21 protein-coding genes are annotated in these 23833 nt (G+C 70.4%); 9 read left to right on the forward strand and 12 right to left on the reverse strand.

The genetic code is table 11. The features are described 5' to 3' along the window. Positions 1-520 precede the first annotated feature (520 nt). The 3 genes from ACSTA4_RS28710 (at position 521) to ACSTA4_RS28720 (ending at position 5067) form a co-directional block, all read left to right on the forward strand. Positions 521-1102, forward strand: a complete 582-nt coding sequence (locus ACSTA4_RS28710) for a hypothetical protein (RefSeq protein WP_444961794.1) — start codon at positions 521-523, stop codon at positions 1100-1102. A gap of 209 nt (positions 1103-1311) precedes the next feature. Continuing rightward, entirely contained in the window at positions 1312-1944 is a 633-nt protein-coding gene (locus tag ACSTA4_RS28715; protein WP_444961795.1) for a hypothetical protein, read from the forward strand. A gap of 579 nt (positions 1945-2523) precedes the next feature. After that, positions 2524-5067 carry a hypothetical protein gene (locus ACSTA4_RS28720; RefSeq protein WP_444961796.1) on the forward strand — a complete coding sequence of 848 codons (2544 nt, stop codon included), beginning with the start codon at positions 2524-2526 and terminating at the stop codon, positions 5065-5067. A 128-nt stretch (positions 5068-5195) separates the two neighbouring features. Here ACSTA4_RS28720 and ACSTA4_RS28725 read toward each other — a convergent pair whose 3' ends face one another. Continuing rightward, positions 5196-5810 (reverse strand): hypothetical protein, encoded by a 615-nt coding sequence (locus ACSTA4_RS28725; RefSeq protein ID WP_444961797.1) that lies wholly within the window; start codon positions 5808-5810, stop codon positions 5196-5198. Positions 5811-6080: 270 nt separating this feature from the next. On the opposite strand from ACSTA4_RS28725, the gene ACSTA4_RS28730 reads away from it, so the two are divergent. Beyond that, positions 6081-6227, forward strand: a complete 147-nt coding sequence (locus ACSTA4_RS28730) for a hypothetical protein (RefSeq protein WP_444961798.1) — start codon at positions 6081-6083, stop codon at positions 6225-6227. A 135-nt stretch (positions 6228-6362) separates the two neighbouring features. Here ACSTA4_RS28730 and ACSTA4_RS28735 read toward each other — a convergent pair whose 3' ends face one another. Further along, complete coding sequence (locus ACSTA4_RS28735) at positions 6363-6977, reverse strand: hypothetical protein (RefSeq protein ID WP_444961799.1); 615 nt, start codon at positions 6975-6977, stop codon at positions 6363-6365. Positions 6978-7276: 299 nt separating this feature from the next. Beyond that, entirely contained in the window at positions 7277-7903 is a 627-nt protein-coding gene (locus ACSTA4_RS28740) for a hypothetical protein (RefSeq protein ID WP_444961800.1), read from the reverse strand. A gap of 388 nt (positions 7904-8291) precedes the next feature. Here ACSTA4_RS28740 and ACSTA4_RS28745 point away from each other — a divergent pair, with 388 nt between their 5' ends. After that, positions 8292-9308 (forward strand): DUF418 domain-containing protein, encoded by a 1017-nt coding sequence (locus ACSTA4_RS28745; protein WP_444961801.1) that lies wholly within the window; start codon positions 8292-8294, stop codon positions 9306-9308. Between the two features lie 87 nt (positions 9309-9395). On the opposite strand, the gene ACSTA4_RS28750 is transcribed toward ACSTA4_RS28745, so the two are convergent. After that, positions 9396-10172: a lysostaphin resistance A-like protein gene (locus tag ACSTA4_RS28750; protein WP_444961802.1), complete on the reverse strand. Its 777-nt coding sequence runs from the start codon at positions 10170-10172 to the stop codon at positions 9396-9398. 398 nt (positions 10173-10570) lie between these two features. Between ACSTA4_RS28750 and ACSTA4_RS28755 the strand changes: the two genes are divergently transcribed. Continuing rightward, entirely contained in the window at positions 10571-11191 is a 621-nt protein-coding gene (locus tag ACSTA4_RS28755; RefSeq protein ID WP_444961803.1) for a hypothetical protein, read from the forward strand. Positions 11192-11294: 103 nt separating this feature from the next. Here the strand turns inward: ACSTA4_RS28755 and ACSTA4_RS28760 are convergent, their stop codons facing one another. Continuing rightward, positions 11295-11996 carry a GntR family transcriptional regulator gene (locus ACSTA4_RS28760; RefSeq protein WP_444964301.1) on the reverse strand — a complete coding sequence of 234 codons (702 nt, stop codon included), beginning with the start codon at positions 11994-11996 and terminating at the stop codon, positions 11295-11297. Between the two features lie 114 nt (positions 11997-12110). Here ACSTA4_RS28760 and ACSTA4_RS28765 point away from each other — a divergent pair, with 114 nt between their 5' ends. Together ACSTA4_RS28765 and ACSTA4_RS28770 are read left to right on the forward strand one after the other, a co-directional pair. Beyond that, complete coding sequence (locus ACSTA4_RS28765) at positions 12111-13277, forward strand: enolase C-terminal domain-like protein (protein WP_444961804.1); 1167 nt, start codon at positions 12111-12113, stop codon at positions 13275-13277. A gap of 268 nt (positions 13278-13545) precedes the next feature. Further along, on the forward strand, positions 13546-15219 hold the full coding sequence (locus tag ACSTA4_RS28770; protein ID WP_444961805.1) for an SLC13 family permease: 1674 nt from the start codon (positions 13546-13548) through the stop codon (positions 15217-15219). 66 nt (positions 15220-15285) lie between these two features. Here ACSTA4_RS28770 and ACSTA4_RS28775 read toward each other — a convergent pair whose 3' ends face one another. The 5 genes from ACSTA4_RS28775 to ACSTA4_RS28795 form a co-directional block, all read right to left on the reverse strand. Next, complete coding sequence (locus ACSTA4_RS28775) at positions 15286-16350, reverse strand: MerR family transcriptional regulator (RefSeq protein ID WP_444961806.1); 1065 nt, start codon at positions 16348-16350, stop codon at positions 15286-15288. Then, positions 16344-17162 (reverse strand): HEAT repeat domain-containing protein, encoded by an 819-nt coding sequence (locus ACSTA4_RS28780; protein ID WP_444961807.1) that lies wholly within the window; start codon positions 17160-17162, stop codon positions 16344-16346. Before ACSTA4_RS28780 ends, ACSTA4_RS28775 begins: the two co-directional genes overlap by 7 nt. A gap of 72 nt (positions 17163-17234) precedes the next feature. Then, positions 17235-17894 carry a response regulator gene (locus tag ACSTA4_RS28785; protein WP_013155645.1) on the reverse strand — a complete coding sequence of 220 codons (660 nt, stop codon included), beginning with the start codon at positions 17892-17894 and terminating at the stop codon, positions 17235-17237. Then, complete coding sequence (locus tag ACSTA4_RS28790; RefSeq protein ID WP_444961808.1) at positions 17891-19054, reverse strand: sensor histidine kinase; 1164 nt, start codon at positions 19052-19054, stop codon at positions 17891-17893. Before ACSTA4_RS28790 ends, ACSTA4_RS28785 begins: the two co-directional genes overlap by 4 nt. Then, entirely contained in the window at positions 19051-19887 is an 837-nt protein-coding gene (locus ACSTA4_RS28795; RefSeq protein WP_444961809.1) for a lysostaphin resistance A-like protein, read from the reverse strand. Before ACSTA4_RS28795 ends, ACSTA4_RS28790 begins: the two co-directional genes overlap by 4 nt. Positions 19888-20431: 544 nt before the next feature. On the opposite strand from ACSTA4_RS28795, the gene ACSTA4_RS28800 reads away from it, so the two are divergent. Further along, on the forward strand, positions 20432-21370 hold the full coding sequence (locus ACSTA4_RS28800) for an alpha/beta fold hydrolase (RefSeq protein WP_444961810.1): 939 nt from the start codon (positions 20432-20434) through the stop codon (positions 21368-21370). Between the two features lie 205 nt (positions 21371-21575). Here ACSTA4_RS28800 and ACSTA4_RS28805 read toward each other — a convergent pair whose 3' ends face one another. Both ACSTA4_RS28805 and ACSTA4_RS28810 read right to left on the reverse strand, forming a co-directional pair. Further along, entirely contained in the window at positions 21576-22400 is an 825-nt protein-coding gene (locus ACSTA4_RS28805) for an SDR family NAD(P)-dependent oxidoreductase (RefSeq protein WP_444961811.1), read from the reverse strand. A 13-nt stretch (positions 22401-22413) separates the two neighbouring features. Beyond that, positions 22414-23736, reverse strand: a complete 1323-nt coding sequence (locus ACSTA4_RS28810) for an MFS transporter (protein ID WP_248772713.1) — start codon at positions 23734-23736, stop codon at positions 22414-22416. Positions 23737-23833 lie beyond the last annotated feature (97 nt).

Consider the following 23833-nt stretch of genomic DNA (forward strand, 5'->3'; position numbering starts at 1 on the left):
GAGCCCTGGGCGGCTGGGGGCACACGGCCTTGATGTCGGGACGGGCTGCTTCTCTGGTTCGCGTTCCCCGGGAGGCACAGGTGCCTCTTCCAGGGGCTAGGGGTCGGGGGTCGGGGGTTCCCAGAGGAAGATGCCGAAGGCTGTGCGATGGTTCGGCGCAGGGGAACCGGACGGGGCGATCGATCGGGGCGTGGGCGACTCGCAGGGGACGCGAGCGCTTCGGGGGATGCTCATGGTCTCGCATCCGTGGTGCCGTCCGGTAGGCGGGTCCGGAATCAGGGAAAAGCGGGCCGGTTCGGAGCGTCTCCCGGGATGATCGCCTGCCGTGGACAGTGCGGGCGGCGGATCCGGAGTCCGATTCCCTGTGTCGGTACGCTGAGGGCTCCTGTGCCACTCTTCATCGCCCTCTCCACAGGGCAGCGATCAAGGTCGACCGGCACCACACCGCCCGGACACGCGTCCAACCAGCATGACCCTTTTGTCCTCCGGACACACCAGACCGAAGAAGGGACCCCTCATCATGCTCCTGCCCGCGCTCATGGCGTTCTCCTCCGGAGAACTCACTCCCGAACAGGTGAGGTGGCTACACGACACGCTCCAACTCGAAGAGAACACGCCCCGCACCGAGGGATACGGCGCCGGGCCGAGCATCGCGCACCGCCCCTTCACCGACGACGAGGGGCGCGGCCTCGTCCTGGAACTCGCCCGAACAGGCGAGAGCGGGTGGGTGTTCGCCTTGTGGTTCGGAGAGGACGGACGGCCCTCGACCGAGACCCTGGAGAGTCACAGGACACTCTTCCGCGACCTCATCGAACGGCTTGGGCTCACGCTCATCGAGATCAATCCGCCCGCGACCGCCGACGAGGTGGGCAGGATGTACATTCCCCCTGAGCCCGGCAATGTGGAAGGGGGGGTCGGTGGTGTGTACTGGGACCTTCCCTACAAGGAGCTGGATCATGCCTGGCTCCACCTCGGCCTGCGCAAGGACGCTCCCCGGGAGGTGAAGGAGGTCAAGCTGCGAGAGTTGATGCGCTTTCCGATCTGGTCCGTCGCCCCCGAGCCACTCCGCAGCCAGGTCGAGGAATTTCTCCGCGAGACCTGACGCCCCGGTCCCTCCCCCTCCCCCCGCGCTGTACCCGGCGCAGGGTCCGGTAGGGCCGGGATGATCGCCTGCCGTGGACAGTGCGGGCGGCGGATCCGGGGTCCGATTCCCTGTGTCGGTACGCTGAGGGCTCCTGTGCCATTCTTCAGCGTTCCCCGGCAAGCAGGGCTGACCGCCAGCCACGCTGCCCGAACACGCACCCGGTCGGTATGACCCTCCCGGCCCTCGAACACACCAGACCGAAGAAGGGACCCCTCACCATGCTCCTGACCGCGCTCATGGCGTTCTCCAACGGAGAACTGACCCCCGAACAGGTGCGGTGGCTACACGAGGCACTCCGGCTCGAGGAGAACACACCCCGCACCGAGGGTTACGCGGCGGGGGCGAGTATCGCGCACCGCACCTTCACCGACGACGAGGGGCACCGTCTCGTCCTGGACCTCGGCCGGATCGGCGAGGACACGTGGTCTTTCGGTCTGCACTTCGAGAAGGGCGAGCGGCCCTCGACCGAGACCGTCGAGAACCACCGGGCGCTCTTTCGCGAACTCATGAGCCAGTTTGGTCTCACGCTCCACAAGATCGATCCGCCCGCGACCGCCGACGAGGTGGGCAGGACATTCGTTCCCCCGCGTCCCGACAACCGTGAGGAGGACACTCTTGGTCTGGCCTGGGATCTGCCCTACGACGAACTCGACCACATGTGGTTCCACCTCGGCGTGGGCAAGGACGCTCCCCGGGAGGTGAAGGAGGTCAAGCTGCGCGAGTTGATGAGCACGCGGGTCTGGTCCGTCGCTCCCGAACGCCTCCGCAGCCAGGCTGAGGAGTTCCTCCGCGACGCCTGAGTGAGGGCGGGTCGGCGCCATCCGGGCTCCGAGCCGACGCCTGACCGACGCTCCGACATCCCCACGTGAGTCGTCGGTCCGCCGGATGGTGCCGCCGCACACGCCCAGACGGATGAGTGGCGCCGTGCGGGACCGGCCCGAGCTTCCCACAGGGATCACGGGAGCCGTCCGCGCCTCGACAATGGTGTGCTCCTCGACTCCACTCCCCTGGCCCGGGCCGCTGTTCCACCTTCCTCCCGGATTCACTGGACACCGCCCGGGAACAGCCCTTTCGCGTCCATGCGGAAGCCCGCCGACAACGTGCGGCCCGCGCCGAAGCGCCCTGCACCCACGAATTTCGGCGGAGTCGTCCTGCCCCTGGACGGCCTGTCCCCGCTCTCTCGGAGATCGCCACGGGTGCGAAATCATGATCGCTCCCCTAGCTTGTTGGCACCCCTGTCGAATTCTTCCTGATTCCCTCCGCCGAACCATTGTGAAAACTTCGGCGTCTTCCTCATAGGAACCCCTAACCCCGCCCCTCAGTCGCTAGAGAAGACACCCGTGCCTCCTCAGGAACGTGAACCAGAGCAGCCCGTCCCGATGTCCGAGCCGTATGTCCCCCCACCCGCTCAGGAATCGCCGGAACGCATCCGACAACAGCGGATCGGCGAGGTTTTACTGAGTGACGGCGGCCGTATCAGCGATACCAGCCAGGCCAAGACCATCGCCATCGAAGCCCTCGCCAGGCGCATGCGATCCTCGACCGGGCAGCTCGTCAGCGCGGCGATCGGCCTGAAGGTCGGAACCGACATGGCGGAGAGGCTGGGCGACCACCGATACGTCCTCGTCCCGCACAACGAGCGGTACCCCTCCATCGGGGCCGACGTCCTTCATGTCGACGAACTCGACCCGGAGCGGCCCGAACACGCCCCGGACAGAGTCGTGCGCATGGACCAACCGGAGGCCGACAACCTGGTTCGCCAGATCTCCGTCAGCGAGATCATGGGTGCCTGGGCCTACGGCTCCAACAACAACGTGCGCGTGTTCGCGATACAGGAGGCGACCCAGGAGGAGTTCGGTCTCACCCAAGCTCTGGACTGGAACTTGGACGCGCAGACACGCAAGGACGTGGACATCGAACTGGCCTGCAACCGTCACACGTTGCGGGACTTCGTGCGTACCCAGTACGAGATGACCCAGGAGGTCCTCGCCGAGCGCGGCATCTCGGAGTTGATCGGCTACCGGGCCATGAGCTGGCAGGAGGGAGCGCCTCGGCCCGACTGGTTGGGGCTGAACGTCGGTGACGGCTTCCAGGCTCGCCACCGGCCGCTGGCGAGCTGGTCGGCGGACCGCCAGATCGTCGCTGACTGGTTGGAGACACGTGGAGCCCCGGGCGCGATCCTGGTCGATCGCACGCCCGCGAGGGACGTCCTGTCCGTCCCGACGACAGGCATGGGGTACTTCGCGCAGATGGAATGGGTCGCCTTGCCCGGCGACCGGCCGAGCACGCTGGACGGTGTCTACCTCGGCAGGAGCCAGGAGCTCTCCGCGGAACAGACGGCGGCGAGCAGCGTCAACGTCGGCGCCCCCGCCTTGGACGGCGAGACGACGACCTTGCCGAACGCCTCGGCTGAGGATCCGAACGGGCAGGACCCGGGATCCGGCCCCCGATGGCAGCCGATCGAGATCACGGGGCGGCTCGACCCAGCCGATCCGTTCGACAGCCGGATGATCCGGGTCCTCGACGGCGAGGAGCCGTACCCCGACTGGTGGCCGCGCGACGATTCCGGCTACGCCGTCACCAAACGCGACCTGGAGTTCCTCGGAATCAACCCGGTCCAGATCAAGTGGCTCGCCGAGCGGGAGGCCCCGATGGGGATGACTCCGGAGCTCTACGAGCAGTTCGGCACAGAGATGCTGGAAGCACTGCGCCAGGACGGAGTGGACCCGTCAGCGGTGGACATCCGCCTCAAGGGCACCGGCGCCGGGTTCTTCTCAGGGATGCACAAGACCCTGCCCCGTGAAGAGGATCTGCCGGACAACCCGGAGGCGGCGCAGCGCCTTCAGGAGTGGTTCGGCGACAGCCGGGACCGCCCGCTGCGCCGCCCGCACGACGCGATGTGGCGCCTCGGCCTCGAGTCGGTGCCCAGCGACTTCGATCTCGACATCAACAGCACCCCCATGATCCGGGTCGCTCGCCAGCACTGGCGGGAGCATCACTCCGACCGCTATCCGGGCGACTTCATGGGCGGGCACGGGTACCTGGACAAACAGGCTGTCAAGGGCGCCTTCCCGTCACTGGCCGAGTGGTCGAACAAGTGGGAGAAGAAGCTGGGCCGGGAGCTCTCCCTGGGCGCCTTCGAGTCCAGCGGCCCCATCAACGCGACCAAGTTCGGCCGTACCATCTCCGGTCACTTCCGCGACAGCGACTGGATCATCCACAACACCGACAACCCCTGGCACGCGCCCGCGGAGCCGCGTCGGCAGATGGAGGCGGACGCGGGCGGGCAGGGACCGGATCGTGCGCTGGCCGATCGGGTCGTCGTGAACGACCTGCTCGCGGAGCGCGGTCACCGTGAGGCCTCGCGGTTCGACATGCTCGTCACCGGCATGAGCCCCGAGGATGCCGATGCCGCGATCTCCGCTTGGGAGGCACTGGGCAAGCCGGAGACCGCACGGGAGCGCGAGGCCCGTGGCGGGGCTGAACAGACCACTCCGGAAGCCGCCCAAGGGAGGACGCAGGAGCCGACCGCGACTTCGGAGCCCGCCAGGGAGCAGTCCTCCGAGCCGACCGGAAACCTCGGCAACACCCCGGAGCCCTCCCGTGAATCCCCCGCTCCGTCCGCCGACCGGGAAAAGGCACCCGAACGCCACCAGGGCGCGGGCGACCAGACCACGGCGAGGACGTCCAGCGCGATCTGGGGGACACCGCAGCCGCGGTTGGAGTCGCTGGCGGCGCAGCGGACCGAGTGGGCACTCTACGACGACCTGCACGGTTACGGGCGGCGTCCCCGGACGCTGACGGTCAGGACACCGTCCCAGGCGCCCGGCCCCTACGAGGCACTGCTCCACCCGAACACCGGTGCGGCCTACGAACGCGATCAGCGCCAGGCCGAGTCGGGCGACCGGGGGTACGGCGAGTAGCCGTCCGCGGGCAGCGGCGCGCTGCCCGCGGGACCCGGACGCACGAACACCTCCGCAACCTTTCGTCGCGGGGGTGTTCTCGTCACGGACAACAAATGACGGGATTTCTCTCCGGATACCGTTCGGCCCTACTCGGCCGGGATCCAGTTGCCATTGGAGTCGAGCTGCCAACCGTTGGTCTCGGGTTCGTGGACGAACAGCTCGTTGCCCTGCATGACGGCGATCTCGGCGCGGGCGAAAGTTTGGGGCTCGTCCTCGATCATCTGCGTGAAGACTACGTGCACGGTGTTCTCGGTATCGTTCGGCGAGACTGCGCACGTTACGGGCACCATCGCGGAGGTGTAGTCCTCGCTGAGTTCCGTGCTGCTGGGCTCTCCGGTGAGGAAGTTAGCTATGCGCTCTTCCATGGTGCTGTCGCCACGGTCGGCCGTCTCCTCGATGTATGCGAGGAAACGGTCGAGGCCGCCTTCGACGTACTCGAACTGGTATTCCACGGCGCACTGCGAGGGGTCCTCGGACTCGACCGCGGTGACGGTGATGGACTCGTACACACGGTCCTGGGCGTAGTCCTCGCTCAGTTCGAGCAGCTCGTCCGGGATACGGAACCCGATGCTCTGAGTCGGTTCCGTCACGGGCTCGGTGAAGTCGTAGCCGGTCGTGCCGCCCGAGCACGCGGTCAGAGACAGCACAGCAGCCGCGCTCACGGCCGCGAGCACCTTGGTGGGGGCCTTGCTGGAGGTCACAGTGGGGGTCTCCTTGGTTCGACTGGAAATCCAGGGGTTTTCAACGCTGCCCAGTTTGTCGCACCGAGGCGTTCTTGGCATTCCGGACATGACGCATTGAATGTGCCACATCGGTCTTGAGGACTTCGCGCAGACCGGGGAACTCCCATGGGAGGACCGCCCTTCGTCCTTTGTCATGCCGCACAGCGGTCCAGAGTACGCGTATCTGATAATTTCGCGCCATGTGTGCTGGTGGACCAGCGGAAACGCTGTACCGGGCACGGTTGCACGGTGTCCGCGTCCTTCCTGGCGGTGGCCGGGCTCGAGGCGGTCCTGGCCCGCAGTCACTCGGCTCAGGCCCTGCTCGACGATCACCTCGTCGGGGTCGCGGCCTACGGATGCGATCAGCGTCAGGCCGAGTCGGACGACCGGGGGTAAGGCGAGTAACGGCCCACCGGTGGCGACGCGCTCCCCTGTGACCCTCACAGACGGACTCCCCGCGATCTTGCATCGCGGGGGTGTTCTCGTCACAGACAACAACTGATGGTGTTTCTCCCCGGATACCGTTCGGCCCTACTCGGCCTGGATCCAGTTGCCATTGGAGTCGAGCTGCCAACCGTTGGTCTCGGGTTCGTGGACGAACAGTTCATTGCCCTGCATGACGGCGATCTCGGCGCGGGCGAAAGTTTGGGGCTCGTCCTCGATCATCTGCGAGAAAGCTACACGCACGGTGTTCTCGGCATCGTTCGGCGAGACCGCGCACGACATGGGCACCACCGCGGAGCTGTAGTCCTCGCTGAGTTCCGAACTCTCGGGCTCTCCGGTCAGAAGGCCGGCTATGCGCTCTTCCATGGTGCCGCTGTTGCGTTCGGCCGTCTCCTCGACGTATGCGAGAAGACGGTCGAGACCGCCTTCGGCGTACTCGAACTGGTATTCCACGGCGCACTGCGAGGGGTCCTCGGACTCGACCGCGGTGACGGTGATGGACTCGTACACACGGTCTTGGGCGTAGTCCTCGCTCAGCTCAAGCAGCTCATCGGGAACGCGGAACCCGATGCTCTGAGTCGGCTCCGTCACGGGCTCGGTGAAGTCGTAGACGGTCGTGCCGCCCGAGCACGCGGTCAGAGACAGCACAGCAGCCGCGCTCACGGCCGCGAGCACCTTGGTGGGGGCCTTACTGGAGGTCACAGTGGGGGTCTCCTTGTTCCGACTGGAAATCCGAGGGTTTTCAACCCTGCCTAGTGTGTCGCACTGAGATGTTCTTGGCATTCCGGACATGGTGCATTGAATGTGCCACATCGGTCTTGAGGACTTCGCGCAGACCGGGGAACTCCCATGGGAGGACCGCCCTTCGTCCTTTGTCAGGCCGAGTCGGGCGACCGGGGGCACGGCGAGTGAGGCACGAACACCCCCGCGACCTTGCATCGCGGAGGTGTTCTCGTCACGGACAACAACGGACCGTGTTTCTCCCCGGATACCGTTCGGCCCTACTCGGCCTGGATCCAGTTGCCGTTGGAGTCGAGCTGCCAGCCGTCATTGACCTCTGACTCGTGGACGAACAGCTCGTTGCTCTGCATGACGGCGATCTCGGCGCTGGCGAAGGTGATGCTCTCGTCCTCGACGATGTGCGAGAAGGCAACGTGCGCGGTGTTCTCGGCGTCGTTCGGCGAGACCGCGCACGTTACGGGCACCACCGCGGATCTGTAGTCCTCGCCGAACTCGATCGAGTCCAGGTCCTCGTCGACCAGGCGGCCAGCCATGCGCTGTTCCACCGTGTCGTCACGATCGGACTCGCTGTTCAGACGCTCGTAGTATTCGACGAGGCGGTCGAGGCCGCCTTCGACGTACTCGAACTGGTATTCCACGGCGCACTGCGAGGGGTCCTCGGACTCGACCGCGGTGACGGTGATGGACTCGTACACACGGTTCTCGGCGTAGCCGTCGCTCAGTTCGAGCAGCTCGTCCGGGATACGGAACCCGATGCTCTGGGTCGGTTCCGTCACGGGCTCGGTGAAGTCGTAGCCGGTCGTGCCGCCCGAGCACGCGGTCAGAGACAGCACAGCGGCCGCACTCGCGGCCGCGAGCACCTTGGTGGGGGCCTTGCTGGAGGTCACTGTGGGGGTCTCCTTGTTCCGCCTGGAAATCCGAGGGTTTTCAACCCTGCCTAGTGTGTCGTACTGACACATCCCCCGATATTTTGGGCGTGGCGCACCGAGTGCGCACCATCGGTTTCGAATACTCCGCAAAGGCCGGGCCCATGGGGGGACCGCCCTTCGTCCTTTGTCATGCCGCACGGCGGTCCAGAGTACGCATATCTGATAATTTGATGCCATGTGTGCTGGTAAACGAGTAGAAACGCCTGTACCGGGCACGACGGAGAACTCTGACAGGCGCCTACTCGTTCCGGACCTGGCGCGAGGGGCGATGCTGCTCCTCATTGCCTCGGCCAACGCCCATTACTGGTTTCGGCTGGACCCAAATGCGTCCGAAAACCACGAAAACTTGGTCTCGAACCTGCTGCACCTGCTGGTCGACGGGCGGGCCTACCCGCTCTTCGCGCTGCTGCTCGGCTTCGGCCTGGCGAGGACCGCGTACAAATCCATCCAGGCGGACCTGGCCGCGGGCCTCGACCGCGGGCGGGCCGAACAGCGCGCCGCGGCGCTGCTGCGCAGGCGGGGCCTGTGGCTGCTGGCCTTCGGCGCCGTGCACGCCCTCGTCTTCCCCCAGGACATCCTGGGCGTCTACGGGCTCGTCACGGTGGCGGTCGCCGGTATCGTCGCCTTCCGCCGCTGGCGGTCCGCACTGTTGTGGGCCGTCCTCGTCTGCACGGTGTCCACGTCCTTCCTGGCACTGGCCGGGCCCGAGGCGGTCCTGGCCCGCAGCCACGGTCTGGCGGCCCAGGCCCTGTTCGACGAGCGCCTCGCCGGAATCGCGGCCAACCTGGTGGTCTGGGCCGTCGCGACACCGGCGACGGTGCTGTCGTCGATGGCGCTGCCCGGCGCGCTGCTCGGAGCATGGCTGGCGGGCCGGGGACCGATCGAGCAGCCGCACCGGCACCGGCGGGGGCTCTCCGGTGCGGTCCTGGTCGGACTCGTCGTACCCGCCGCGGCCCTCCCTGTGCTCTGGGTGAGCGTGGACGGCACCGGCGTCGTGGCGCGGGCCCTCATGGCCTGGCACCAGGGCTTGGCGGGACTGCTGGCCGGAGCCGCCTACCTGGCGCTCGTCGCCCTGGTCGCCTCACACCGCGCCGCGGGGTCGGGGGTCCTCGGCCGAGCGCTGGCGGCCACCGGAAGGCGTTCCCTGTCGGCCTACCTGTCGCAGACCGTGCTTCTGGCGCTGGCGGCCGGGGCGCTGCGCGTGTGCGGCGTCGGGGAACTGGCCCTGGCCTGGCAGGTGTTCGTGGCGGCCGCCGTCTGGTCGGTGTCGGTACTCGCCTGTTCACTCATGGAGCGGTGCGGGGTCCGGGGACCTGCTGAGCGGGGGTTGCGCGGCCTGACAGCCGCGGACGCCCGGCGGTGAGGGTCTCCCGCGCCGCACCGGGCCGGTCCCGTCCCCGTGGCGGTTGGCCGGTACCGGCCAACCGCCACGGGGACGGATAGGACACGATCATCCCGGCGAGGGGGCCTTCCTGCCGCGGTCGTCGTCGTTGCGCGTCGGGTACAGCACCATCAGGACCGAGGCCGCGCCCACCAGCGCCGTGGAGAACACCAGAGGGGTCGCCATCGCCTCGACCAGGTAGACGGGCACCAGCACCGAGGCGAGGTTGAACAGCGCGTGCAGCACGACCACCGGCCAGAGCCTGCCCACGTGCTCGTGGACGAAGGCCAACAGCATCCCCAACGGCAGTGCCACGGCGACCTGCACGAGGTTGCCGTGCAGAACGGCGAACACCGTCGAGCTGACCAGTGCCGAGGCCAGTACCGGCCAGCGGCGCCGCAGCAGCGGGTAGACCAGACCGCGCATGAGGGCTTCCTCGCCCGCCGGGGCGGCCACGACCAGGGCGAACAACAGCAGCGCCACCGGCACCGCGTTCTGGGCGCTCTGCGCGGCGTCGAAGACGGGTGACCCGTACTCGGCGTAGAGCCACACGGCCAGCGTCTGGCCTCCGAGGAAGCACGTCACCAGCCCGAGGAGGACGAACACCCAGAACTGGGTCTCCCGTGCCTGCTGCGAGACACGGCTGGACGACCAAGCCCCGGGGGCCCAGCGCCGCCAAGCCGCGACCGCGCCGAACACCACGGGGCCGGAGACGGCCGTGCCGAGCACCGGCGAACCCGAGAGCAGCCCCACCGTGAACGACACGGTGACGTAGAGGACGAGCCCCGCGGCGCACTGGGCGAGGATCGCCGCCCAGGAGCGGGAACGGCTACCGCGGGCACTCACGTGTACTTCCGACAAGCGGGTCTCGTCGCCGACGGGGGTCTTCGGTTCACCACAGCGGTTCGTCCATTCCTTACTCTTTATCGCCAGATGCCATGATGGCCTTGATCGTTCGCTTGAAAGGTGAATATCCAGGTGTCTTCTTCTCGGCGGAAATAGGGATCACCACCGTGTCGGGACCGTCCACGGAACCGGTGGGGGTGCTTCGGCTCCCGCCACCGTGACGGCGCGGCGGACCGGAGGAGCGAACACGCCACGACAGCACGCCGCACGGCCGTCATGGCGCGGCGCACGTGGAAGGACGCGAGGGGAAGGCGACGGCGGACATGGACGACGGGGCGGAGCGGAGCCCTGACCGGGCTCCGGAGGAGAGGGACGCGGACGACCACGGTGAGGACCATATGTCCGAGGACGGTACCGGTGACGCCGAGGAGTCGGCCGAGGACCTGGTACCCACACGGCTGCCCGCGCTCGCCGTGGTCCTGGCGTTCCTCGCCCCGCCGGCGGGAGCGGTGCTGGGCCACGTCGCGGTGCGGCGCACCTACTGGCGGCGCGGCCTGTCCCGGCTGGCGATCACGGCCGGATGGACCATGACGGCGTTGAGCGCCTGCGGAGTGCTGCTCTACCTGGGCTACCGGGAGGAGGAGGCCCGGATCGAGGCGCTGGCGGCGGCCGAGGAGCGGGCCCAGGAGCAGATGCGCCAGGCGATCGCCGGGAGCCCCAGCACGGGGCTCCTCGACGAGGAGTTCTGCCGGGTGCTGGGCGAGGTCGCCGAGACCGCGCCCGCCACCGGGTTCGTCACCAGTCCCGAGCAGATCAACAGCGCGATGGTCGAAGGCTACGGAACCCTGGGTCGGACCGACACCCCCAACGCCCAGGTCTACGACGAATACGCGGAGTACCTGGTCTCGTTCGCCGACCACGACGTGGACGAGCACGTCGCCCACGCGGAGGACCTCCAACAGGCGGTCAACGACGACGTGCTGGCCTGCCTTCCCCTCGTGGACGAAACCCTGGAGTAGCGCCCGCCGAGACGGGTGGCGCCCGCCCCGCCCGTCCCGCCCGGCGCGGGCGGGAGGGCTTCCGGTAGCGGTGGTACACAGGGTCGGCGGCGCTCCGGCGGTCTCAGACCGAGCGCTCGGCGATGGGGTGGTAGGCGCGCTCCCTGCCTTCGAGGGTATCCGTGACCACGGCTCCGAGGCTGTTGCGGATGTGGGAGCGCACCAGTCCGGCCGCGGCGGCGCCGTCGCCGACGACGACGAGCTCCAGGATCTCGTGGTGCTGGTTGAGGTCGAGGGTGCGCGGCTCGGCGCCCGCGGGCAGCTCCAGGCCGATCCGCCGGTACCGGTCGGTCTTGTCCCACAGGTCGTCCAGGAGCCTGGTCATCACGCTGTTGTGCGAGGCGGCGTAGATCGCCCGGTGGAGGGCCCGGTGCGCCGCGATGGCCTCCTCCCCCCAGGTGCGGGTGACCGGCAGGAGCCGGTCGGCGGCCGCCCGCATGGCGGCGATGTCGCGTTCGGTGCGGCGCAGCGCGGCGAGCTCGGTGGCGGAGGGCTCCAGTGAGAAGCGGGCTTCCAGCAGCTCGCGCGCCTCGGTGGCGCTCATGGGCGCCACCCGGACGTCCCGGTGGGTGTCCATCACGACCCAGTCCTCGCTGGCCAGCCGCCTGACGGCCTCGCGCAGGGGCGTGATGCTCATGCCCATCTCCTCCGCCAGTTCGTACTGCGGCAGGCGTGAGCCCGGGGCGAGCTCACCGGAGGTGATGCGGCGGCGCAGCTCCGTGTAGGCCAGCCCGCCCTTGCTGGAGAAGACGTTCGCCCCGGTCATCGTGACCTCTCTCACCAGTTTCTCGCCCACGGCCTTGTGACCCCCGTCTCGGCCAGTATAGGCTCCGCATAACTTATAAGGCTCTTATAAGACCAAGTAGGCAGGAAGAGGCCCATGCGAATCGTTTCCGCCCACGTCGGCACCATCCCGATCAGCTCGTCGATGCGCAACGCGTACATCGACTTCAGCAGGATGGACTGCACGGTCCTGGCACTGGTCAGTGACGTGGTGGTCGACGGCAGGCCCCTGGTGGGCTACGGCTTCAACTCCAACGGCCGGTACAACGCCACGGCCATCCTGAACGAGCGGATGCTACCGCGGCTGCGCGAGGCCGCCGCGGAGGAGCTGCTGGACGGGAACGGCGAACTCTCGCCCGCCGGGGCGTGGGACGTCATGATGCGCAACGAGAAGCCGGGCGGACACGGCGAACGCTCCGTCGCCGTCGGCGTGGTGGACATGGCGCTGCACGACCTCGCCGCCAAGGCCGCGGGGGTGCCGCTGTACCGGTGGATCTCCGACCACTACGGCGACGGCGACCCGGACGAGGACGTCTTCGTCTACGCCGCCGGAGGCTACTACGCGCCCGGCAAGACCCTGGAGGACCTCCAGGACGAGATGCGGGGCTTCCTCGACGCCGGGTACGAGGTCGTCAAGATGAAGATCGGCGGCGCCGACCTGGCCGAGGACCTCAGGCGCATCGAGGCGGTCATCGACGTCCTGGGCGGCGACGGGTCCCGGCTGATGGTGGACGTCAACGGCAAGTTCGACCTGCGGACCGCGCTGGAGTACGGCCGGGCCATCGACCGGTACGGCCTCTTCTGGTACGAGGAGGTCGGCGACCCGCTGGACTACGCCCTGAACGCGACGCTGTCGGAGGACTACCGCAACCCCATCGCGACCGGCGAGAACCTGTTCTCCCTCCAGGACGCCCGGAACCTGATCCGCTACGGCGGGATGCGCCCGGACCGCGACTTCGTCCAGGTCGACCCGGCGCTGAGCTACGGGCTGACGGAGTACCGCCGGGTCCTGGACATGCTCGCCCGGCACGGCTGGTCCTCCCGCCGGTGCATCCCGCACGGCGGGCACCAGTTCTCGCTGCACATCGCCGCGGCCCTCAAGCTCGGCGGCAACGAGTCCTACCCCGGGGAGTTCCAGCCCACGGGCGGCTTCGCCGACGACGCGGTGGTCACCCGCGGCCGTGTGGCGCCGGGCGACCTCCCGGGCATCGGGCTCGAAGGCAAGGCGGAGTTCTACGAGGTCCTGCGGGGCCTGCACGACTGACCGCCCGGGAAGGGCGGCTCCCGCGACGGTCGCGGACCCGGGAGCCGCCCGCTCCCGGCCCCGCACACGACCGCTCCGAGGCGGCGTGAACGGCCGTCCGGGCCACGGGCGCCGCCGACGGAGCCGGTGCCACGACCGGCGACGGTCCCCTGTTTCCCTCGCGGAGTCCCCACGGCCCCGTTCCCCGGCCGATGCCGACCCGCGTACCCCCCGAACCGGTCCCCCGCCGCGCTCCGCGTCGGGCGAGGGGCCAGAAGAAGGTGCAGTGATGGCAACCTCTTACCCCTACTCCCTGTGGGAGAGCCTGTGGGCGTCGCACAGGGAGATCAAAGGGCTCCTGACGTTCTCCGGACGCGGGAGGTCGCGACGGGCCGAGCCGGTGGCCTCCGGCGGCGGGCCCGCCGCCGCCCATGACGGCCCCGGGGCCGCGGAACCGGACGCGGAGTCCGGCGGGCCCGGCCCCGGCTACACGCCCGCGCGCGTCACCGGGCTGGTGCTCGGTCCGCTGCTGTTCGTGCTGACGCTCGTGTTCTTCGAACCCGAGGGGCTCTCCTCGGCGGGGCGGGCGGTCCTCGCCACCACCCTCTGGGTCGCGACCTGGTGGATCACCGAGGCGATACCCATCCCGGTCACGTCCCTGCTCCCGGTCGCGCTCCTGCCGCTGACCGGCGCGCTGGAGGGCGACGCCGTGGTCGCGGCGTACGGCAACGACATCATCTTCCTGTTCCTCGGCGGTTTCTCGCTCGCGATCGCGATGGAGAAGTGGAACCTCCACCAGCGCATCGCCCTCTCGATCGTCGCGGCGATCGGCACGAGCCCGCGCCGCATCGTCCTCGGCTTCATGGTCGCCACGGGCTTCCTGTCGATGTGGGTCTCCAACACGGCCGCCACGATGATGATGATCCCCGTCGGGCTGGCGGTCGTGTACCAGGCCTCCCGTTCGCTGCGGGGCGGGGAGTTCGCCGACGACCTGCCCAGGTTCGAGAAGTCCGTCGTCTTCGGCATCGGCTACGCGGCCACCATCGGCGGCCTCGGCACGCTCATCGGGACACCGCCGCTGGCCGTCCTCTCGGCGACCTCCGGGGAGCTCTTCGGCGAGAGCGTCTCGTTCGGCGGGTGGATGCTCTTCGGGGTCCCGATCGCCGTCGTCCTCCTGGCCCTCGCGTGGTTCTACCTGACGGGCGTCAAGCTCAGGGTCCGGTTCAGGCAGCTTCCCGGCGGCAGGGAGATCATCCGGGAGGAGAGGAGGTCCCTCGGCCGGATGTCCACCGAGGAGAAGCTCGTGCTCGGCGTCTTCCTCGGCACGGCGTTCATGTGGGTGACCCGGTCGTTCCTGTGGGAGGACCTTCTTCCGGGGATCAGCGACGGGGTGATCGCGATCGTCGCCACCGTGGTCCTGTTCACGCTGCCGACCCGCGGCGCCGGGGAGAGGAGGATCCTCCAGTGGGAGGACTCCAAGAAGATCCCCTGGGGGATCCTCCTGCTGTTCGGCGGCGGGCTGGCCATCGCCGCGGGGTTCGTGGACACCGGCCTCTCCGCGTGGATCGGCGAGCAGCTGCGCGTGCTCGACGGAGTCGACGTGATCCTGACCATCGTCATCGCCACCGCGCTCGTGCTGTTCCTGACCGAGATCACCTCGAACGCCGCGACGGCGACGATGATCCTCCCGGTCATGGCGGCCCTCGCGGTCTCCCTGAACATCCACCCGTACGCGCTGATGGTCCCCTGCGCGATGGCCGCGAACTGCGCGTTCATGCTCCCGGTGGGCACCCCTCCGAACGCGATCATGTTCGGCACCGGCAGGGTGACGATCATGGAGATGGTCAGGAGCGGGTTCTGGCTGAACCTCATCGCCCTCGCCTTCGTGGTCGCGGGGACGCTGTTCCTGCTTCCGCCGCTGTGGGGGATCGACCTGATGACCCTTCCCGCCGCGTTCCGGTGAGCGGTGCGTCCGGTTCCGGCGGAGCGCGCCCGGAACCGGACGCGCCGGTGCCCCGGCGGCGCGCTCTCAGGGGCCCTCGTCGGCCCGGTCCTCCCCTTCCCCGAAGGGCCGGTCCTCCCCGGAGGACCGCTCCCGGAGGGTCCCGACCAGCGCCGAGGCGACGAGGGCGACGGCGCGGTCCTCGTCCCGGGCCAGCCGGTCCAGGATCCCGCGCACGGCGGTTCCCCCGATCTCGACCAGCGCCTGGACGAGACGGATCCGTGTCGCGGAGTCCGCGTCGGGTGCGGCGAGCTCATCGGTCAGTGCGGCCGTGATCCGGTCCGCGCACGCGGGGTCCCGGGACAGTCCTCCCAGCGCCTCCGCCGCCTCCACGTCCCTACGGCCGTGGACCACCATGCCGACCAGCACGGGTACGGCCGCGGCCTCGCCGTGCCCGGCCAGGGCCAGGGCGGCGTGCCCGCCCACCACGGGGTCCGGATCCCCGAGGGCGTCCGCGAGCACCGCGGCCGCGCCCGGGGCCCCGGGCATCCCGGCGATCGCCAGCACCGCGCGCCGCCGGACGTCGGTGTCCCGCGACCGCGCACCGGCTGCCAGGGTCGCCAGGACGTCACCGCCCGAGCAGGCGAGCGCCCAGCGCAGGGCGCCCGCGACGTGGGGGTCGGATTCGGTCAGGACCGCCCCGGCCAGCAGTTCGGCGGGGACCGACGCGTCCCCCGGCCGGGACAGGACGGCCTGCTGCCTGCGCGCGGCGCTGGTCGCGTCGAGCCCCCGCATGAGCTCGACGACGCCCAGGACGTCCTGCCAGTCGGCGGGCTCCGACGCGTCGATCGCGCGGAGCCGCCGGAGCAGTTCCCGTTCCCGGGTCAGACGCTCCCGCGTCCACCGGATGAGGTCGCCCACCAGGGCGGACGGGGTGAAGGCCGGGTCCTCCAGCGCTCGCCCGATCTGCTTGAGCGAGAGCCCGAGGGTCCGCAGGCTCTCCACCTGGAAGATCCTGCGGACGTCCTCGTCGGAGTACTCGCGGTAGCCGCCGGCGGTGCGGCCCGTCGGCCGCACCAGCCCCAGGGCGTCGTAGTGGCGGAGCATGCGGGTGCTCACTCCGGAGCGGCGGGCGACGTCACCGATCAGCAATCCGCGTCCTCCGTGTCCTCGGCGGCCACCGCCGTCTTGGATGCCTCCGCCGTCTCGGATACCTCCGCTGTCTCGGCGGCCTCCGGCGCCCCGGTGTCCGCCGACGCGACCGCGGCGGCGGCAGCGGCGGCCCGCTCCGGGCCGAGTGCGACCACGCGTCCGGCCTCCTCGACGGCGGCGTCGAAACCGCTCTCCGGGTCCCGCCGGAGCAGCTCGGTGGCACGGGCGTGCGCCGCCACCTCCGGGTCGGGGTCCTCCGCCGCCCTCTCCAGGGCGGGCGCGATCACGTCGCCGAGATCGACGAGGGCCCGGCTCAGGCTCAGCCGCACACCGCGGTCGCCGCGACCGAGTTGGAGGACCAGTTCACCGGCCAGGCCCCTCCTCTCCTCATCGTCCTCGGGCACGAGGGCGACCGCGACGCGCCACGCGGTCCGCGCGACCTGGTCGTTGGCGTCGCGCAGCATGTCGCGGGTGATCCAGGCCCGCGTGCTCCCGTCACCGATCTTGGAGAGCAGGTGCAACGCCTGGGCGCGGGCCTGGACGCGCTCGGAGACGAGCTCCCGGCGGATCCGCGGCAGGACGGTCTCCGGCGGGAGGCGGGTCAGCGCCCAGGACAGCATGTCCCGTACGAAGAAGTCGGGCTCGACCGCGCACCGCTCGACGAGCGGCTCCAGCAGCGAGGGGTCGGGGTCGGACCCGGCCGCCAGGGCGGCCTGGAGCCGGACCGACGTGTTCTGGGCGGACAGGGCGCCGGCGACGCGGGTGCTCTTCGGGGTCGTGTTGGCCGTGTTGATCGGAACCACCTCCTGCACCCGAGTGAAGACCCTGTCACCGTGTCAAGGTCAAGCCCGTGCCCGGCGAACGGCGTGCGCCCCGCGCGGGGGTCAGGTCACCAGTCCCTGCCGATAGGCGTAGACCACGGCCTGGACGCGGTCGCGCAGGTCGAGTTTGGTGAGGATGCGCGAGACGAAGGTCTTCACGGTCTCCTGGCTGATGAACAGGCTCGCGGCGATCTCGCCGTTGGACAGGCCGTTGGCGATCAGGCGCAGGACCTCCAGCTCGCGCGGGGTCAGCCGGGCGTCGGCCGCGGCGGCGTCGGGGGGCCGGATCCGGGCGGCGTACCTGCCCACCAGCTGCCGCGTGACCTCGGGGTCCAGCAGCGCCGCGCCGGTGGACACGGTGCGGATGCCGTGCAGCAGCTGGGCCGGGGGCGCGTCCTTGAGCAGGAACCCGCTGGCGCCCGCGCGCAGCGCCTCGTAGACGTACTCGTCGAGGTTGAACGTCGTGACCACCAGGACCTTGACGGGGCGGTCCACCCCGGCCCCGGCCAGGCGCCGGGTGGCCTCGATGCCGTCGAGCACGGGCATGCGCACGTCCATCACCACGACGTCGGGGCGCAGCCGCTCGGCGAGTTCGACGGCGGCCGCGCCGTCCCCGCACTCACCGGCGACCTCCAGGTCGGGCTGGGCGTCGATGATGGTGACGAGGCCGGTGCGGATCAGCACCTGGTCGTCGCAGACCAGGACCCGGATCGGCGCGCTCATGCCCGGTCGCCCGCCGGAGCGTGCGCGGGGATGCGGGCGTGGACGGCGAAGCCCCCGCCCTCGCGCGGGCCCGCGGTGAAGTCGCCGCCCAGGACCTCGACGCGTTCGCGCAGGCCGACCAGGCCACGCCCGCTTCCGCCGGGGGAGACGCCCGGGGGCCCGGCGTGGTCGGTGCTGACTTTCACGGTGATCTCCTCGGGGCGGTGGCGCACCCGCACGGTGGTGGGGCTGCCGTGCGCGTACTTGAGGGCGTTGGTCAGGGCCTCCTGCACGACGCGGTGCGCGACGAGGTCGGCGCTGCCGCGCGAGGAGGCCGGGGTGCCCTCCTCGCTGAACTCCACCGGCTGCCCGGCCCGGCGCGTCTGTTCGACCACGGTGAGCAGCCCTTCGTCGGAGGCGGGGGCGGGGGTGGAGTGGTCGGGGTTGAGCAGGTCGAGCAGGTGGCGCAGGTCGGTGATGGCCCGCCTGCCGGTGTCGGTGACCGCGGTCAGGGTCTGGTCGAGCCGGTCGGGCGCTGAGGTCAGGTAGCGCGCCGACTCGGCCTGCACGACCATGGCGGTCACGTGGTGGGTCACGACGTCGTGGAGTTCGCGGGCGATGCGGGTGCGTTCGGCGGTGCGGGTGGCCTCGGCGACGAGGCGGCGGCGTTCGGCCTCGGCGAGGCGGGTGGAGCGCAGCCACGCCCCGACCCCCCAGGCCAGGGCCAGCGCCCCGTAGAACGTCACGTACCCGGCCGGGGTCTCGCCCGTTCCGAGCCGGTCCACCCCGACCGAGAGCACCACGTAGGCGGCCGAGGCCACGAGCACGGTGGCCCACCGGTACCGGTGGACGTGGGCGCCGGCGCTCACCAGCGCGATGGGCAGCGCGGTGCCCGCGAACAGGTGGTAACCGTTGAGCTGGTCGAGGGCGAAGCCGCTCGCCACCAGGGCCAGGGTCAGGATCGGCCACCGCCGCCGCCCGGCCAGGGGCAGCGGCTGGAGGGCGATCGCGACCAGGCCCAGGGCGTCCAGGGGGCGGTCGGCCACCCCGCCGAACTCGGTCCCCTGCCCGTGCAGCGACGGGATGAGGGAGGCGATCAGGAGCAGCAGCCCCAGGGGCAGGTCCCGGAGGGTGACGTCGAGTCGCTGCCACAGTTCGGGGAGCCGCCGGAGACTGGTCACTGGGGAAGTGTAGTGGTGGCGGCGGGCCGCTCGCCGCGCCGGCGGAAGGGGACGATCCGGTCGCGGCGGCGGGCGATCCACATGAGGACCACGGTGACGATGACGCAGAACACCACGGAGTACATGCTGCCTTCGGGGCCGAAGTCGCCGCCGGTGATGATCGTGGGGCCCGAGATGGTGACGTCCAGCAGCCCCTGGGGGGTGTTGCTGCCCGAGACCGCGGTGCTGAAGATGGCGGATCCGGCGATGTTCCAGCCGAAGTGCAGGCCGATGGGCAGCCACAGGCTGCGGGTGGCGATGTAGGCGGCGGTGAGCATGCCGCCGGCCTCGATGGCGATGGCGATGGCGCCCCACAGGGTGGCGTGCGGGTTGATCAGGTGCACCAGGCCGAAGGCCAGGCCGGTCAGTGCGAGGGCGATCCAGCTGCCGGTGCGCTCCTCGATGATGCGGAACAGCACGCCGCGCCACATCAGCTCCTCGGTCACCGCGACGGCGGCCATGAAGCCGACCAGTCCCAGGGCGCTCATCGGAGAGCCCAGGCCGTTGACCTGGTAACCGCCGAGGAAGACGATGTTGACGATGACCAGGGCGAACAGTCCGACGCCGAGGAGGGTGCCCCAGCTGGTGGCGGAGGCGGCGCCCTTCCAGTCCAGTTCGGTCACGGTGCGGCGCTCGGTGCGGCGCACCACCCACCGGTAGACGAACACCGAGGCCACGGCGACCAGGAGGCCCAGGACCAGGGCGACCAGGGGGACGTCCTGGAACGCCATGACTCCCTGTGCGCCGATGAAGGCGACCGCGGCGACGGCCAGGAGCTGCCAGACAAGTCTCATCGAAATTCCTTCGTTGGGGGTTTCGCGTCTGGGAGAAACGCTACGGAGCGGGGTGGTGCTCGGTCGTCACCGTGGAGAGGACACCTGCGCGTAGCTCGCACGGGGGACACGGGGGCGCGGGGCGGACCTTCGCCGGTCCCCCCGGTGCGCGGCCCGCGCCCGTCCGCGGCGGTGGGCGGTCTCCCGGAAGCGGCTGCGGGGACGCGTCCCGGCGTCACAGACGCGGTAGCACGGCCGGTGGGTGGCGCGTCGTCGCAGGTGAACGGGTACCGCCCCGCGCGGGGGCGGGGTGTGCGGCTCGGCGCGGGCGAACGGGCACCGCCTCGGGCCGGCGGCGGGGCCCGCCCCGGTAGACGTCGGGCCCGTCCCCCGGAGGAGCCACACACAGGTGTCCACCGTGCGGTGACGACCCGGGCGCCGCAGCGTCCGTAGGTTCTTCCCCAGTCGCGGAGTCCCGGTCCGCGGGAGCGGGGTCGACTCCCTCTCCCCGGCCCTGCGGCGCCGCTCGACGACCCCCGTCCCGATTCCCTCGCTGGAGGCCCCGATGTCGCGCACCGTCCGGACGACCGCCCTGACCGCACTGTGCCTGGCCGTGGCCGGGACCGGCCTCGTCGGGTGCTCCGACGTGCGGTCCGGTCTGGAGGACGTGGGCGCCGGTCTGGAGGAGGTGGAGTCCGACCTGGAGTCGGCCGCGGAGGACGTGATGACCGACGGGGAGCTGTTCACCGGGACCAAGACGCTCGACGTCGAGGGCGGTTCCCTGAACGTCTCCTGCTCCGGCGCCCCGGCCGACGAGCGGCCGGTCGTCGTCCTCATGGCCGGGATGGGCGACGGCCTGGACACCATGGCCGATTTCCAGGAGACCCTGGCCGAGGGGGACCGGGTCTGCTCCTACGACCGGTTCGGCGAGGGCGGGAGCGACGAGCCGCCCGGCCCCCAGAGCGTCGCCGACGCCGGGCGGACCCTGACCGCCGTCCTGGACGACGTCGCCGGTGACGGCCCGGTCGTCCTGGTCGGCCACTCGCTGGGCGGGCTGATCGCCGCCCGCTACGCCCCCGACCACCAGGACCGGGTCAGGGGCCTGGTGCTGCTGGACGCCACGTCCCCGACGATGCTCGACGACATCACCGAGGTGATCCCCGAGTCGGCCACCGGCCCGGGCGCCGAGGTGCGCTCGCAGAACCTCGGGGTGTTCGAGGGCGAGAACCCCGAGAGCATCGTCATCGACAGCGACGCGGAGGTCCGCTCCGCCGGGGACATCCCGACCGAGGTGATCCAGCACGGGGTCCGGTACCTCGGTGAGATCCCCGAGTACGGCGCCGACCTGGAGCGCGTGTGGGCCGAGGGCCAGGAGCGGTGGCTCCGGGTGTCCGGTGAGAGTCGGCTCAGCACCGCGGAGGAGAGCGGCCATTACATCCACGTCGACCAGCCCGGACTGGCCGTCGAGGCGGTCCGGAGCGTCACCGACCGGGCCGCCGCCTGACGGCACCGGCACGGCGCGGGTGTGGTGACCCGGCCCCGCGGGCCGGTGCCCGTGTGTGCGGGTTCCGGGCCGCGTGCCGGTCCCGGAGGCGCCGCGGGCCGCGCCGGTTCCGGCGACCCTGGAGGAACCGGAGCCCCCGCGCGCTACGGGAACCGGGGAGGCGCACCTGGACGGTGGGCGCCTCCCCGGAGTCGTGTCCGGACACTCAGACGGGCCCGTCCCGCAGGCCCGAGGTGATCCGGTGGTAGAGGCCGCCGGAGGTCAGGCCGCCGTCGACGACCAGTTCGGCCCCCGTCACGTACCGGGAGGCCTCCGACAGCAGGAACAGGACGACGTCGGCGACCTCACCGGGTTCGGCCACCCGGCCCGCGGGCACCGAGCGCAGGCTCTCCTCGACGAAGTCGTCGGTTCCCGAGCGCAGCAGCGGGGTGTCCACCAGTCCGGGGTGCAGGGAGTTCACCCGCACTCCCCAGGGCGCGAACTCCAGCGCGCCCACCTTGCTCAGGCCGCGCACGCCCCACTTGCTCGCGCCGTAGGAGGCGGAGAAGTAGCCGGTCATCCCGGCGATGGAGGACACGTTGACCACCGAGGCCGACCCCGACGCGCGCAGCAGCGGGGCCATGGACCGCATTCCGTAGAACACGCTGGACAGGTTGACGTCGAGCACGCGGCGCCAGTCCTCGTCCGTGGTGTCGGCGATCCCGAAGCGGTGGCTGACCCCGGCGTTGTTGACCAGCCCGTCCAGGCGTCCGCCGTCCTCGTCCGCGATCCGGTCGCGCAGGCGCGCCCAGTCGTCCGGGTCGGCGGCGTCCAGGCGGGCGAACCGGGCCGTCGCGCCCAGCTCACCGATCTGGCGGGCCGTGTCCTCGCCCCGCTCCGCGTCCAGGTCCGCCACCCAGACCCGGGCGCCCTCGCGTCCCAGTGCCAGGGCCTCGGCCCTGCCCATGCCGCCCGCGGCGCCCGTCACCAGGACGACCCGCCCGGCCAGTCCGTGTCCGGTTCCGCCGCTCGTCGCGTCCGCTGTCCTCATGTCCCTCCCCCTCTCAGTCGATCGGCAGTTCGGTGCCGCGGGTCTCGGTGACGAACAGGACGGTCACCAGCGTCACCAGGGCGGTGAGGACGAAGTAGCCCGCGGGTGCCAGCGGCTGGCCGGTGGCGCTGATCAGCCAGGTCGCGACGAAGGGCGCGGTGCCGCCCAGGAAGGTGTTGGTGACGTTGTTGCCGAGCGCGATCCCGCTGTAGCGGGTGGAGGCGCCCAGCATCTCGGCGTAGGTGACGAACGAGGCGCCGTTGACGACCGAGACGCACACGAACAGCACCGTCTGGCCCACGATCGCGGCCCAGGCCGGACCGGCGGACATCATCATGAACATCGGGAAGCCCAGGAGCGCGGCCCCGACGCTGCCGACGAGGATGACCTTCTTGCGGCCGATGGTGTCGGCCAGGTAGCCCGAGAGCGGCAGGGTGGCGGCGCCGACGACCATGGCGACCGAGGTCGAGGCGAAGGCCAGCTGGGCGGAGTGCCCGGCCGTGGTCTGGAGGTAGGTGGCCGCGTACACGGAGACGATGTAGTAGCCGCCGGTGATCACCGCGCCCAGGCCGATGATCTTCAGCACGGACCGCCAGTTGGTGACCAGCAGGGTCCGGATCGGCATGCGCTCGGTCTCGCCCTTGTCCTCCAACTGCTTGAACTGCGGGGTGTCGTCCAGGTGGCTGCGGATGTAGAGGCCGATGACGCCGATGGGCAGGCTGAGCAGGAACGGCAGGCGCCACGCCCAGTCCAGCATCTGCTGCTCGGTGAAGGCCGTGGTGAAGGCGAGGGCCACCAGCGAGGCGAACAGCGAGCCGAAGTAGGTGCCCGAGTTGACCAGGGAGGTCTGGGTGGCCCGCCAGCGGGCCGGGGCGGACTCGGCCACGAAGGCGTTGGCGCCGCCGAGTTCGCCGCCCGCCGCGAAGCCCTGGACGCAGCGGCACAGGACCAGCAGGACGGTCGCCCACACGCCGAGCGTGTAGTAGTTGGGCAGCACTCCGATGGCGGCGGTGGCCAGGACCATCAGCAGGATGGTCCATGACAGGGCCCGCTTGCGCCCGTAGCGGTCCCCGATGTGGCCGAAGAGGATGCCGCCGGGCACGCGCATGAAGAACGCGACGGCGAAGGCGGCGAACGTGCCCAGCAGGGCCGCCGTCGGGTCCTCCGAGACGAAGAAGAGCATCGCCACGAACGTGGCCATGTAGCCGTAGATGCCGAAGTCGTAGTACTCGACGACGGTGCCGATGACCGCCGCGCGGATGACCTTCATCCGCGACTGGAAGCCCGCCTCCGGCGCCGGTGCTGGTCCGGACGCCGACTGCTGGTGGAGTGACATGCTGCCTCCCTGGGGAGAGGATCGGATCGGTGTGTGCGCCGCCCGATCCCGTGGTCGTGGGGGATGGCGGGGGCCGGGGCGCGTGCTGTCGACCGTC

The organism is Nocardiopsis sp. M1B1, from assembly GCF_052466615.1.

What these genes read in the sequence shown, in the direction of transcription:
- ACSTA4_RS28785 (WP_013155645.1), bottom strand. Translation starts at nt 17,894, where the DNA reads ATGAGCGCGCCGATCCGGGTCCTGGTCTGCGACGACCAGGTGCTGATC.
- ACSTA4_RS28765 (WP_444961804.1), top strand. Translation starts at nt 12,111, where the DNA reads ATGCGAATCGTTTCCGCCCACGTCGGCACCATCCCGATCAGCTCGTCG.
- ACSTA4_RS28770 (WP_444961805.1), top strand. Translation starts at nt 13,546, where the DNA reads ATGGCAACCTCTTACCCCTACTCCCTGTGGGAGAGCCTGTGGGCGTCG.
- ACSTA4_RS28710 (WP_444961794.1), top strand. Translation starts at nt 521, where the DNA reads ATGCTCCTGCCCGCGCTCATGGCGTTCTCCTCCGGAGAACTCACTCCC.
- ACSTA4_RS28715 (WP_444961795.1), top strand. Translation starts at nt 1,312, where the DNA reads ATGACCCTCCCGGCCCTCGAACACACCAGACCGAAGAAGGGACCCCTC.
- ACSTA4_RS28800 (WP_444961810.1), top strand. Translation starts at nt 20,432, where the DNA reads ATGTCGCGCACCGTCCGGACGACCGCCCTGACCGCACTGTGCCTGGCC.
- ACSTA4_RS28720 (WP_444961796.1), top strand. Translation starts at nt 2,524, where the DNA reads ATGTCCGAGCCGTATGTCCCCCCACCCGCTCAGGAATCGCCGGAACGC.
- ACSTA4_RS28755 (WP_444961803.1), top strand. Translation starts at nt 10,571, where the DNA reads ATGTCCGAGGACGGTACCGGTGACGCCGAGGAGTCGGCCGAGGACCTG.
- ACSTA4_RS28805 (WP_444961811.1), bottom strand. Translation starts at nt 22,400, where the DNA reads ATGAGGACAGCGGACGCGACGAGCGGCGGAACCGGACACGGACTGGCC.
- ACSTA4_RS28795 (WP_444961809.1), bottom strand. Translation starts at nt 19,887, where the DNA reads ATGAGACTTGTCTGGCAGCTCCTGGCCGTCGCCGCGGTCGCCTTCATC.
- ACSTA4_RS28810 (WP_248772713.1), bottom strand. Translation starts at nt 23,736, where the DNA reads ATGTCACTCCACCAGCAGTCGGCGTCCGGACCAGCACCGGCGCCGGAG.
- ACSTA4_RS28760 (WP_444964301.1), bottom strand. Translation starts at nt 11,996, where the DNA reads ATGACCGGGGCGAACGTCTTCTCCAGCAAGGGCGGGCTGGCCTACACG.